The sequence below is a fragment of the Paenibacillus sp. CFBP13512 genome (assembly GCF_005233705.1).
In the GTDB taxonomy this organism is placed as follows: domain Bacteria; phylum Bacillota; class Bacilli; order Paenibacillales; family Paenibacillaceae; genus Saccharibacillus; species Saccharibacillus nuruki.
In genome coordinates this window covers 236,295-248,111 of the sequence record NZ_QGAD01000002.1, presented here as the reverse complement: position 1 = coordinate 248,111, position 11,817 = coordinate 236,295, and the positions used below count along the sequence as shown (strand labels likewise).

At 40.7% G+C, this 11,817-nt stretch carries 13 protein-coding genes and 1 riboswitch; of the genes, 10 read left to right on the top strand and 3 right to left on the bottom strand.

The window, feature by feature from the left end:
- The first annotated feature begins 276 nt into the window (after positions 1 to 276).
- From PaeCFBP13512_RS03460 to PaeCFBP13512_RS03415, 10 genes are all read left to right on the top strand, one after another.
- Complete coding sequence (locus PaeCFBP13512_RS03460) at positions 277 to 1,548, top strand: sulfotransferase family protein (RefSeq protein ID WP_069326687.1); 1,272 nt, start codon at positions 277 to 279, stop codon at positions 1,546 to 1,548.
- Entirely contained in the window at positions 1,545 to 3,488 is a 1,944-nt protein-coding gene (locus PaeCFBP13512_RS03455; protein ID WP_137221168.1) for an asparagine synthase-related protein, read from the top strand. Before PaeCFBP13512_RS03460 ends, PaeCFBP13512_RS03455 begins: the two co-directional genes overlap by 4 nt.
- A gap of 33 nt (positions 3,489 to 3,521) precedes the next feature.
- Positions 3,522 to 3,656 (top strand): paeninodin family lasso peptide, encoded by a 135-nt coding sequence (locus tag PaeCFBP13512_RS03450; protein ID WP_137221166.1) that lies wholly within the window; start codon positions 3,522 to 3,524, stop codon positions 3,654 to 3,656.
- A 45-nt stretch (positions 3,657 to 3,701) separates the two neighbouring features.
- Entirely contained in the window at positions 3,702 to 3,836 is a 135-nt protein-coding gene (locus PaeCFBP13512_RS03445) for a paeninodin family lasso peptide (protein WP_137221164.1), read from the top strand.
- A 47-nt stretch (positions 3,837 to 3,883) separates the two neighbouring features.
- On the top strand, positions 3,884 to 4,018 hold the full coding sequence (locus PaeCFBP13512_RS03440; RefSeq protein WP_137221162.1) for a paeninodin family lasso peptide: 135 nt from the start codon (positions 3,884 to 3,886) through the stop codon (positions 4,016 to 4,018).
- Positions 4,019 to 4,163: 145 nt separating this feature from the next.
- Positions 4,164 to 5,138 (top strand): aldolase, encoded by a 975-nt coding sequence (locus tag PaeCFBP13512_RS03435; protein ID WP_069326685.1) that lies wholly within the window; start codon positions 4,164 to 4,166, stop codon positions 5,136 to 5,138.
- A gap of 26 nt (positions 5,139 to 5,164) precedes the next feature.
- A complete protein-coding gene (locus tag PaeCFBP13512_RS03430; protein ID WP_083243382.1) occupies positions 5,165 to 5,479 on the top strand; it encodes a lasso peptide biosynthesis PqqD family chaperone in 315 nt (104 codons plus the stop codon).
- On the top strand, positions 5,469 to 5,912 hold the full coding sequence (locus PaeCFBP13512_RS03425) for a lasso peptide biosynthesis B2 protein (protein WP_342671968.1): 444 nt from the start codon (positions 5,469 to 5,471) through the stop codon (positions 5,910 to 5,912). The genes PaeCFBP13512_RS03430 and PaeCFBP13512_RS03425 overlap by 11 nt, the downstream gene beginning before the upstream one ends.
- Positions 5,913 to 6,056: 144 nt before the next feature.
- The gene (locus PaeCFBP13512_RS03420) at positions 6,057 to 7,262 is read left to right on the top strand and encodes a nucleotidyltransferase domain-containing protein (protein WP_137221160.1); all 1,206 of its coding nucleotides are present in this window, start codon (positions 6,057 to 6,059) and stop codon (positions 7,260 to 7,262) included.
- Complete coding sequence (locus PaeCFBP13512_RS03415) at positions 7,259 to 9,055, top strand: ABC transporter ATP-binding protein (protein WP_137221158.1); 1,797 nt, start codon at positions 7,259 to 7,261, stop codon at positions 9,053 to 9,055. The genes PaeCFBP13512_RS03420 and PaeCFBP13512_RS03415 overlap by 4 nt, the downstream gene beginning before the upstream one ends.
- A 59-nt stretch (positions 9,056 to 9,114) precedes the next feature.
- Here PaeCFBP13512_RS03415 and cysC read toward each other — a convergent pair whose 3' ends face one another.
- The 3 genes from cysC to PaeCFBP13512_RS03400 all read right to left on the bottom strand — a co-directional run bounded on the left by cysC (position 9,115) and on the right by PaeCFBP13512_RS03400 (position 11,806).
- The gene (gene cysC, locus PaeCFBP13512_RS03410; protein ID WP_137221156.1) at positions 9,115 to 9,720 is read right to left on the bottom strand and encodes an adenylyl-sulfate kinase; all 606 of its coding nucleotides are present in this window, start codon (positions 9,718 to 9,720) and stop codon (positions 9,115 to 9,117) included.
- Positions 9,721 to 9,846: 126 nt separating this feature from the next.
- Positions 9,847 to 10,734 (bottom strand): hypothetical protein, encoded by an 888-nt coding sequence (locus tag PaeCFBP13512_RS03405; protein WP_241669259.1) that lies wholly within the window; start codon positions 10,732 to 10,734, stop codon positions 9,847 to 9,849.
- 41 nt (positions 10,735 to 10,775) lie between these two features.
- Positions 10,776 to 10,870: riboswitch (cyclic di-GMP riboswitch) on the bottom strand.
- Between the two features lie 147 nt (positions 10,871 to 11,017).
- On the bottom strand, positions 11,018 to 11,806 hold the full coding sequence (locus tag PaeCFBP13512_RS03400) for a peptidylprolyl isomerase (protein WP_137221154.1): 789 nt from the start codon (positions 11,804 to 11,806) through the stop codon (positions 11,018 to 11,020).
- Positions 11,807 to 11,817: the final 11 nt, after the last annotated feature.

The following is an 11,817-nucleotide window of genomic DNA, read 5'->3' as shown; positions in this document are numbered from 1 at the left end:
AAAGTGCGAATGCAGATTTTTTCGCGTTCTGACAAGGTTTTTCCATTATCTAATAGTCAAAATATAAAATATATAAATTAAGAATCACGTAAAACCTTATCGTATCAACATTATTTGATATTAGCTAATTATCTAAACTTTTTTTCAAAATTGGAAAATTTATCATGTAAATTCTTCTTTTTAAATATATAATGTACTTAGCTGATTATTGTTATTCAAAACGAATAACTTTTGGGTACATGTATGAAAGAGGTTTTGGAAGGCAGGGGAAACCGGATGATTGAAAGAAATGGTAACAAACTCATCTTTCTTCTCTGTGTGCCACGCAGTGGTAGCTCACTCGCAACAGTGATGCTACAAAATCACACGCGTATCTATGCTGCACAAGAAATGTGGTTTCTTATGAGTCTATATGATTTGAAGAAACCAGAGAAGCGAGCATACGGTGGAACAGCTATTCTAAATCAATTCTTTGACGGCGTTCTACCTGAAAGTGTGTATGATGAGGCATGTCGTAGCTTTGGAGCCAATGTGTATAACGGACTATTATCTACAAGTGAAGCAGATATGGTCGTAGATAAATCTCCACGCTACTATTATATTCTTGAATTTTTGGATCGTTTATTCCCGCAGTCCAAGCGGATCGGATTGTTCCGTAACCCGTTGGATGTAGCGGCTTCTTATAAAAAAGTAAATCAGCGTTCTGCACCCAATTTTAATTTGGCAGATCAGCTGAGTGACCCGTCGTTGAATATGAAGATGGTCGATATCACCGTCGGATTATTCCGTTATCAACAATATTTTGCTCAAAAGAACGAAAATGCTTTCTGGTTGAAGTATGAAGAAATGGCTGCGCACCCAGAAGAACAGATGCAGAACGTATGTCGCTTTCTAGATATTTCGTACGAAGAAGGAATCGAAAAATACGGCGATTATATGGATTCTGCCAAGTCGGAACTGTTCTATAGCATGGGTGTAGGTGATCCATATCTCAGTGAACACCGTACACCACATATGAAGTCTATCGGTAACTGGCGTACCATGCTAGACCGTCGGGAAGTGGAAGCTTACTGCCGTATCCTAGGTGCAAGACTATTTCGTGAGTTAGGGTACGAAGCAGAGCTTGAAGAAGCACAGCGTCTTACAGGCGTCGTGTTTGAGGAGGAGCCAGACATGAAGTGGATTGAAGCCAAAACGAAGCAGTTCGCCGAGGCTACCGGCTGTCGCTGGGAGCCAGAGTACAAGATGCAATCGGCTGTTCTACCTGAAACTTCACCAGAAGTTGCGAATGCGCTGTCTCAAGAATACAAAGATAAGGCTGAAGCAGATGAATTGCTAAGAATGCGAATGACGTTGCGATCTTTAGAAAAAAGAATGGAACAGCATTATGCAGAACGCGATCGTCTTCATCAGGAAAGTGAACGTCTTCGTAAAGAAGTCAAAGATATGAAGCAAAAAATGAATAGAATCAAATCGTTAATTCCATTTAATCGCTCATTAGGTCGTGTATTTAACGCTTATCTTGTTCGTAAAGGCGTCGAAAAATGAGTACGATTGTAGGTGTTTGGAATTTTCAACGTCAGAGTTCAGAAGCGTTAGCTCTACAAGGGCAACGATTAATGAATAATCTGCGAATGTATCCTTCAGATGCTTCAGCGGTTTGGCAAGATGAAGATATCTTCCTAGGTTGTCATGATCGGTGGATTACAGAAGAATCGGTGAATCAGACCGTTCCTTATCATGATCCTATCAGTGGCCTTGTGATCACCGCAGACGCCATTATTGATAATCGAGAAGAACTATTCGAAGCGTTGGGGATCAGCCGCGCAGAAGGTAGTACATTGTCCGATGTATTGCTAATTTTGAGAGCATATCAGAAATGGGAGGAACATACTCCTCAACATTTGGTTGGCGATTTTGCTTTTATGATCTGGGATACCAAAAAGCATCAGCTCTATGGTGCGCGAGACTGGTCAGGCAATCGAACTCTATATTATTATCACACCTCTTCTCAATTTGCATTTTCGACATTGATGGAGCCTTTATTTCAGACAGGTGATATTCAGAAAAAAATGAGTACTCCCTGGATGGCCGAATTTCTGACAATGGCTGGTATGACAGAATCTTTGGATATTAAAGGTACCGTATATGAAGACATTCTACAGTTGCCTCCTGCACACGCTATTATCCTCACAGAGCAGCATAGTCATATATTCCAATATGGTACGTTATTACCGGAGGAACCAATTCATCTTCGTTCAAACGGAGAATATGAAGAAGCTTTTCGTGATGTGTTCACCCAAGCTGTCAAATCTAAAGTTCGTACTCGTCTAGGAGTCGCCTCAACGTTAAGTGGAGGATTAGATTCCGGTGCTGTGGTGAGCTATGCAGCTAAGATTCTGGCAGAGCAAGGAAAGTCATTACAGACTTACAGTTATGTGCCTATTGCCGGTTTCGATGATTGGACTTCTTCGACCCTAGTGCCTGATGAACGTCCGTATATTGAGGAGACGTTAAAGTATATCGGTAATGTTCAAGGTAACTATCTTGATTTTGCCGATCGGAATCCTTTAACAGAAGTAGACTCATGGCTAGACTTTTTGGAGATGCCGTACAAATATTTTGAAAATTCGTTTTGGATTAGAGGGATATTTGAACAAGCGCAACAACAAGGAGCAGGCGTTCTACTGACAGGAGCTAGAGGGAACTTTACCATTTCGTGGGGACCTGCATTGGATTACTATGCAGTGCTACTCAAAAAATTTCAATGGACTAAATTGTATCGTGAACTGAAATTGTATGGTCACAAAACAGGTGTAGGACGTTCTCGTCTTTTGCCAATTATTCATAGTAAAGCTTTTCCGAAATGGAATCAGACTGCTGCTTCTAAAGATCGACCGAATCCATTAGTCTGGATCAATTCAGAACTAGCGCGTCAGACGGGTATGGTGGAACGTGTACAGCAACAAGAAGAATGGTTAGTTGGTCGTGAAGTTCAGAATGCGTTTGATATTCGATTAGAAAAATTTAAAAATCTAGCGATTGCAAATAAAAATGGAGCGATGACCTCCAAAATTTCTGAACACTATGGTGTCTGGGAACGTGATCCTACAAGCGATGCTCGTGTGGTTCGATTCTGCCTTTCGATTCCTGTTGGACAATATGTACAAGAGGGTATGGATCGCGCATTAATTAGACGTGCTACGGCTGGTGATTTGCCTGATAAAGTAAGACTGAATCAGAAAGTCAGAGGCATGCAACCCGCTGATTGGGTACAACGCATGCAACCTCAGTGGTCTTCCTTTACAGGAGAGCTTCGAGATTTGTGTAAAGACCCTAAAGTGGCAGCATGGATGAATACGACTACGATTATGAAAGCTTTAGAAAAAGTAGGCGAACATCCACAAGCCAATGCAGCAGCCCATCCGGCTACCCGTATGCTGATGAGAAGCCTTATTGTTGGGCGATTCATCCGCAACTTAGCATAGCAACGACTATTATTTTATAGAGGAGGTGAAAACATGAACAAAGAAAAAATGCAATGGCAGGCTCCAACATTGGAAGTTTTAGATGTTAACGAAACAATGGCAGGTATTGGTTGGAGACAAATTGACTGGGTATCTGAACAAGACGCTGATTTGTACAATCCTAGCTGAGGCATTTTTTAACTGCAATTCCACGATCAAAAGGAGGTTATATTAATGAACCAAGAGAAAATGAAATGGCAAGCTCCAGTATTGGAAGTTTTAGATGTCAATGAAACAATGGCAGGTATCGGTTACAAGCAAATTGACTGGGTATCTGAACAAGATGCTGATTTGTACAACCCTAGCTGAGCATTTAACATAATGATCGATCATTCTAATATAAGGAGGCTACTATAATGAAAGAACAAAAAATGCAATGGCAGACTCCAACATTAGAAGTTTTGGATGTTAATGAAACAATGGCAGGTATTGGTTACAAGCAAATTGACTGGGTATCTGAACAAGATGCTGATCTATATAACCCTAGCTGAGTATTTAAGGCTACCAAAGGGATAGACCAGCAAGCAGTAGTTCAGAAAGTCCTTATACGAGTTAGTATAGGGGCTTTCTGTTTTCATATATAAATTCTTTGTACATCATTCGGAGAAAGCAGAGTCATAGGCTCTATGGGAGGTAATGACCATTTTTACCGTAAATAAGACGATCAATAAAACAATCTATCAAGCGTTTGGATTACATTTTGATAGTGAAATTTTGCTACCGGAATTGTTACAACGCCAGGATACTCAAGAGGCTGATGTTAACATCGAAATTCAGGATTTATCTGAATGGCGATCTGTTGTGAATACACGCGAAAATAATTTTACGATGCAATCGATTGGCTTTATGTTTGAAATTCCAAATACAGCTTTGTTTTGTATTCAAGATGGCAAGCGGATCGGTATTCATCCGTTCCCTGATGCTGATATGGACAAGATTCGTCTGTATGTGTTGGGTACTTGTATGGGTGTATTGTTGTTACAACGAGGAATTTTACCATTACATGGCAGTGCAGTCGTAATTAATAATAAAGCATATGCGTTTGTCGGAGAATCAGGTGCAGGTAAATCTACACTTGCGTCTACATTTGTGCAATCTGGATTTCAATTGTTAAGTGATGATGTGATTGCTGTCAGTTATGAAAATGGAGAGCCTGTTGTCCATCCTGCTTATCCACAGCAAAAGTTATGGAAAGAAAGCTTGGATTTGTTTGGAATGTCAGAAGATCAATTTAAGCCACTTCATGATGAAGTTAGCAAATTTGCCATTCCAGTGACCAAGCATTTTCATAATAAGACTGTTCCATTAGCAGGTGTATTTGAATTAGTCAAAATGGACAGTGAATATGTAGCGATGCGTGAAATGAATCGTTTGGAAAGATTACATGCGATGATGTTGCACACGTACCGTGGAGCCTTGATTCCAAGACTGGGATTGAAGCAATGGCATTTTTCAAGTGCAGCTGCTCTAGCAGGAGAGTTATTTGCTTTACAAATTCTGCGCCCGACCACAGGTTTTACAGCACCAGAATTAATGAATCAGATTATGCGCAAAATTTATCAAGAAGAAATGCAGGGGGATACGATCTACTCTACAGAACATTTCAACTGAAAAGAACAATAAAGGAGAGAATAATGATGAACAAAAGCTTAATCGGATCCGATCAGGTTGTTGTACAAAATGAGCAATATATTGCTAGTGATATGAATGGCGAAACGGTCATGATGAATGTAGAGTCTGGCAAATATTATAATTTAGGGATGGTCGGTGGACGGATCTGGGAGCTTAGTTCTTCTCCGGTTTCATTGGAAAATATCGTCAACACACTGGTTGCTGAATATGATGTAACTTATGATGTTTGTCTGGAGCAAGTGAGTGAATTTGCTGGGCAAATGTTTAAAGAAGGATTAATCGAAGTAGTCGCTGAAAAGGACGGACTTCGTGTGGAGTAAGGTCGCCAAATTCCGTAATACCCCGATGCCGATGCGTAAATTAATGCTTGAAGCATGTGTATATTTAGCATGGGCAAGGTTCTTGAAAATGTTACCTTTTGCTAAAGTTTCTCCAACATTAGGTACTTACATGGAAGAGACTTCATACAATGACCTAAGCAGAGATCAGAAGTGGCAAGGGGTACAAGTCTCAAGAGCATTACATCGTGTAAGCGGACATGTATTCTGGGAAACGGAATGTATGGTGATGGGAATGGCAGCTATGAAAATGTTAGCCAGACGCAAAGTGCCAAGTACGTTGTATTTAGGAATGCGTCGTAATCCAGCAGGTAAAGTTGCTGCGCATGCATGGGTACGAAGTGGTGCTTTTTATGTCACAGGTGCTGAAGAAATTGAACAATATACGGTTGTGGGGAAATTTGCTAAAAACTAGCAAGCATCAACGGGATATGAATATATTTTGTGCTTTACAAAAGGGTGTATAATCACCAACTGCAAAATGATCTGAAAATCACTGAATGAACGCTATAGACTGAATGATTCAATCCAGATCAGTTTATATCCAAAGGAGTTCGGTATGAATATAGATTGGGATTTAGATGTACAGGATTTTCCTGTGGAATTAAAGTTATTGCTTGAATTGATAGACGTAGAAACAGATGCAGAAGCTCAAGCTATGATTGAATCTTCGGGTCGTCAGATCAACTGGCAAAGCTTTTACTCACTGACAAGGCATCACCGAGTATATCCAACGATTCACGAACGACTCAGCCATCATCCATTATCCGGTCTACCCAAAGGTATGGTACAACAATTGAGTGTAGACTATAGTCGTAATGCACTGATGATGTTGCAGTTAAGCGGTAAAATGAAACAAGTAAGTGAAGCTCTTGATAACAAAGGGATTTACGCTTTGCAATTAAAAGGCCCTGCACTTGCTGAAGCGCTGTATGGTAGTCTATCTCGCCGTACATCGAAAGATTTGGATATTTTAGTGCATCCAGATCATATTGAACAAGCGGAAGAAGTATTAGAGCAATTAGGATATACCAAAACACAAGAAGTATCGCGGATCGTTAGCGATTGGAAATGGCGTCAAAATCATGAGTCTTTCACTCATGCAGATACAGGTACAGAAGTTGAACTACACTGGCGTTTAAATGGAGATGCTGGAGCAGAACCGAGCTTTTATGAATTATGGAATCGTCGTCAAACATTAGAATTTGCAGGTACAGATGTTCATATGCTGAGCAATGAAGATTTGATGTTTTACCTTACGGCACATGGTGCCCGTCATGCATGGTTTCGATTACGCTGGTTAGCGGATATTGATCGCCTGGCACGTATGGAACTGGACTGGGACAAACTAACAGCTTTACTGCGTCGTTATAAATGCACACATTTAGTCGGTCAGGCGTTAATCTTGTCTGCTGCTATGCTTAATACACCGGTTTCTCGGGAAATGGCTTCATTGATGAGTACCGATCGTCCGCAAGATTTGGCACGTCGAGTGCTTATTTTTATCCGTGAAAAAGTCAGTCTGTGCCCTGAACCCGAAAGTGAAATACTCGCACAAATTTATCGTAATTATCTATTTTCTTTGCGTACGCCGGGACAGAAAGCTATTTTCTTAGCTCGTAAAATGGTGCCGGATACATGGGATACACAGACACTTCCTTTACCCAAATCGTTGCGTTTTCTGTATTACCCACTTCATCCTTTCTTATTATTACACCGCCGTATTCAAAGGCGGTCTGCTCTAGAACGGGAGGTGGGTCAGTGAATGCGATTCGTGCTTATATGAGACAACTGCATGACTTTGCAGGTAAGCGTCTCTATATCTATGTATTTCTTATGCTCATGATCAGTTGTCTGGATGGGTTAAGCATTTACTTGCTAGTGCCTTTATTGAGTCTGGTCGGATTATTCGGTACACAGGGATCGATGCCGATGGCATGGTTGTTTGAACCGTTACAACGTATTCCAGCCAGTATGACTTTATTTGTAGTACTCGGCATGTATAGTGTTCTGATGATTGTACAAGGATTAATCCAGCGTAGACAGGCAGTCATGGGAACCGAAATTCAGCAGGGATTCGTCAACAACTTGAGAATCCGTACCTACCGTTCGATACTGCGTGCGAACTGGACATTCTTTTTACGTAAACGCAAATCGGATCTAAGTCATGTACTGACTTCTGAATTAGCACGTGTCAGTCAAGGAACCAATTTAGTGATGCAATTATCAACTTCGCTGATTTTTATGGTGATTCAGATTGCTTTTGCTATGTTTCTGTCGGTACAAATGACGTTATTGGTGATCGTCGGTGGCGTACTATTGACGCTGTATTCTCGTAAATTTGTACGACGGGCCAAACGAATGGGCGATCGTACGACTTTTTTATCTCAAGAGTACTTTTCGGGAATGCAAGAGCATTTAAGCGGGATCAAAGATATCAAAAGCAATATGTTAGAAGCTTCGCATTTTGAATGGTTTCGAAGCATGTGCGGCAAGTTAGAGCAGAATGCGATTCAATTGGTACGCCTCAATTCAGGGACTCAATTTATTTATAAAATTATTTCGGTTGTGTTTATTATTTTATTTGTTGTGCTATCTGCGCAAGTGTTTAAATTACAACCAGAACGTTCAGTATTGATTATTTTGATCTTTGCTCGTCTATGGCCAAGGTTCGGAGGCATTCAATCTTCGCTAGAGTATATTGGAGCACTGGTGCCTGCTTTTCATGCGGTGACAGCATTACAACAAGAATGTGATCAAGCTGAAGAATCATACAAAGCGATTGCACCCGGTCAAGTCGAACGAGTTCAAATGACCAAAGGGCTTAGCTGTGAAGATGTATCTTTCCGGTATCAAGAAGATCAAGGCAATGCGCTTCATAACATCAATTTGTTTATTCCGATAGGCAAAATGACAGCGATTGTTGGACGTTCAGGAGCAGGGAAAAGTACATTGATTGATCTGTTAATGGGACTTATGGAGCCACAAGAAGGCAAAGTCACTGTAGATGGTGTAACTTTAACAGGTGAACGCCTACAGACATGGCGTAATTCGATAGGATACGTTTCACAAGAACCGTTCTTATTCCATAGCAGTATTCGTGAGAATCTATTACTGGTTGATCCACGTGCAAAAGAAGAACAGTTGTGGGAAGCCTTATCTTTTGCAGCTTGTGAAGATTTTGTACGTAAATTGCCTGAAGGATTAGATACGATCATTGGTGATCGAGGAGTACGTCTATCTGGAGGAGAACGTCAACGGATTGTGTTGGCACGCGCGATTCTACGTCAACCTGAAGTACTGATCTTGGATGAAGCGACCAGCTCACTCGATAGTGAGAATGAAGCGAAAATTCAAGCAGCGATTGAAAAGCTCAAAGGAAAAATGACGTTGATTGTGATTGCTCACCGTCTATCTACGATTCGTGATGCCGATCAAGTCGTTGTGCTAGATCAAGGACAGATTGTACAACAAGGTGAATTCGGTGCATTGTCTCGTGAAACCAAAGGGACATTCCATCAATTATTAGCAAAACAAACGGCTGTACAGAACGCTTAATATTCATCATTCCATGATTGGAACAGTGAATACAAAGTGACTGCACAGCCGTTTTTCTTTTATAGAGTCTGATCTGCTCGGCGCTCAAGTTCAGCAATAACTTTGGCAACACATTGTTCGACAGACTCATGTTCAGTGTCTATCGTCAATTCAGGTTGTTGCGGAGCTTCATAAGGAGCACTGACCCCTGTAAAGTTCGGAATCTCACCTGCACGAGCTTTTTTGTATAATCCTTTGGGATCACGTTCTTCGCAAGCTGATAACGAGCAGTCGATATAGACTTCGATAAAATCGCCTTCTTCAAATAAATCACGAACCATCTGACGGTCTTGCGCATGAGGAGAAATAAAAGCAGCAATGACAATAGAGCCTGCATCCATAAATAACTTGGCGACTTCACCAATGCGACGTAGATTTTCTTTGCGATCTTGTTCAGAAAATCCTAGATCACGATTGAGTCCATGACGGATATTATCGCCATCCAGTACATAACAAGCACGCTCATGTGCAAATAATTCTTTTTCTAGCGCAAAAGCGATTGTCGATTTCCCTGAACCGGAAAGCCCTGTTAACCAGATCACAACACTACGTTGTCCATACCGCTGTTCTCTTTCTTTACGTGTAATATTAGAAGACTGCCAGGTGATATTTCGTGAAGATTCCATCTTTATTTCGCCCCTTTGCTGACAATAGGTATTGATCCAATTATATCAGCAATTTGGCTAAATCTCTAAGTTGCTTTGTAGATATCAAGCATGAGCAAGGAGATATACGAATGAGATTGTCTTTATTTAATGCTGTACGATTTGACTCCAACCTGCATAATCATGCACAGCTACCCCTGCAAAAGAAGAATGAGTAGAAGCTTGAGCAGATACTTCACCTAGTGCTGTTGTGAGCGCTGTTGCTCCTTTTCCATAAAAGCTGACATGCTCACCTTCGGAAGAACGATTCGTTTCTACGCCAATATACATATCTTTACCTGCTGTATCAGCTTCACTTAATTGAGCTTGCGCCACATCATAGATAGCAGTTCCTGAATCTCGATAAGCCATAACGGTTAGCGAATCATATTGTTCAATCATCCACTGACTTAATGTCGAACGATCATCAGGGGTACGAAGGGTATACAACCAGAAAGGAATATCTGCACTGGATGATAGATGAAGCGATTGAGCAGTTGCTGTAATCATCTGTACACTACGTTGCCATTGCGCAATAATAGTGGCTTGTTCTTTGGCCCAATTTGGAAGCAAATAAGGTTCGATATCGATATGAATCCCACTAAATTGCTCTGTAGATGAAGAAGCATGTTGATAAGAGACAATCCATTGCAAAGCATCTTGCAATTGGTAACGATCCTGATCTAATGCCCAGGAGGGTGCACCATCCAGAGCTTCAACGGTAATATGCTGTGCAGAAGCAGCTGTAATAAAACGTTGATATTGCGATATATCCAGATCTCTATTGATTTGCAGGTAGATCTTAGTGATCTGTTGTGAAGAAGCAAACTGTAAAATATCTGCTGTTGAATCAACAATAAGTGCTGTATTCCATAGCCACGTTGCTTTTTGAAGCGATTGTGCATGAATCGATTTTATATCACAAACTCCTAGCCAAATAAACATTGTCAGACTGATTAGTCCTATTTTAGAGTAGAACAATATCTTAGTGTGCATGATCCATCGGACTCCTTCGATTCATACCGCATCAGGTATTCCTCGGTAACCGGCTGTCATGACATGTCCTACAATTCATGTGTTAGACCCTTTGGCTTTGCGTCTTTACTTTTCAGTAAATTTGCCTGATTAAATATGAAATTAGATAGTAAAGTATTATACAATCCAAAAAAGATTGTACACAATAGATATCGGAATCTAAAAGTTACTTATGAATAGCTAACCAAGTGAATCAATAAAAAAAGCCATTATCTTTGGATCAGATAATGGCTTTTGGGTACTCTTATTTTACTTTTTCAGGTTCCGGATAAGTTACGCCTTTTGTATCTACTGTTACTTTTTTCATTACAGCAGGAGTATTCGGTTTATCTTGTCCGTCTCTTGGTAGATTCACCACTTCATCTACGGCATCCATACCGCTGATCACTTTACCAAATGCAGCATATTCGCCATCCAATTGAGGAGAATCAGCAACCATAATAAAGAATTGAGAACCGCCCGAGTTAGGGTCGCCAGCACGTGCCATCGAAAGAATACCACGTGTATGTTTTAGATCATTTTGTACATTGTTGGATTTGAATTCACCAGCAATACTATATCCTGGTCCGCCTGTACCTGCACCATCAGGATCTCCACCTTGAATCATAAATTCAGGAATAACACGGTGGAACGTCAAACCATCATAGAATCCTGATTTGACCAAAGAAATAAAGTTGTTCACTGTATTTGGAGCTGCTTTAGGGAACAGTTCGATTTCAACTTTTTTACCGTTGTCCATTTCAATCGTAACGATTGGATCATTGGCTTGTTTGAAATCTGCTGAATTATCAGTTGCAGAAGCTTCTTCTGTTGTACCTGTTGTAGCTGAGCTATCTGTACCTGTCGATTCTGTAGTGGAACCGGCTTGATCGGTTGAAGTACTTGTTGAGCTACTTTCCGTTGTTGTACCTGAAATACCTGTTTGTCCAGTAGTAGAACTGCTTGTCCCGTTGTTACCACAGCCTGCAATAATCAAAAATAACGCTGTGAAGATAAGCAAAAAGGCTACATTTTTACGTGATTGACGCAACATCTGACGATTCA

Coding starts and splice junctions, on each gene's coding strand:
- PaeCFBP13512_RS03435 (WP_069326685.1), top strand. CDS start 4,164: ATGACCATTTTTACCGTAAATAAGACGATCAATAAAACAATCTATCAA.
- PaeCFBP13512_RS03450 (WP_137221166.1), top strand. CDS start 3,522: ATGAACAAAGAAAAAATGCAATGGCAGGCTCCAACATTGGAAGTTTTA.
- PaeCFBP13512_RS03445 (WP_137221164.1), top strand. CDS start 3,702: ATGAACCAAGAGAAAATGAAATGGCAAGCTCCAGTATTGGAAGTTTTA.
- PaeCFBP13512_RS03430 (WP_083243382.1), top strand. CDS start 5,165: ATGAACAAAAGCTTAATCGGATCCGATCAGGTTGTTGTACAAAATGAG.
- PaeCFBP13512_RS03405 (WP_241669259.1), bottom strand. CDS start 10,734: ATGCACACTAAGATATTGTTCTACTCTAAAATAGGACTAATCAGTCTG.
- cysC (WP_137221156.1), bottom strand. CDS start 9,720: ATGGAATCTTCACGAAATATCACCTGGCAGTCTTCTAATATTACACGT.
- PaeCFBP13512_RS03420 (WP_137221160.1), top strand. CDS start 6,057: ATGAATATAGATTGGGATTTAGATGTACAGGATTTTCCTGTGGAATTA.
- PaeCFBP13512_RS03400 (WP_137221154.1), bottom strand. CDS start 11,806: ATGTTGCGTCAATCACGTAAAAATGTAGCCTTTTTGCTTATCTTCACA.
- PaeCFBP13512_RS03455 (WP_137221168.1), top strand. CDS start 1,545: ATGAGTACGATTGTAGGTGTTTGGAATTTTCAACGTCAGAGTTCAGAA.
- PaeCFBP13512_RS03440 (WP_137221162.1), top strand. CDS start 3,884: ATGAAAGAACAAAAAATGCAATGGCAGACTCCAACATTAGAAGTTTTG.
- PaeCFBP13512_RS03460 (WP_069326687.1), top strand. CDS start 277: ATGATTGAAAGAAATGGTAACAAACTCATCTTTCTTCTCTGTGTGCCA.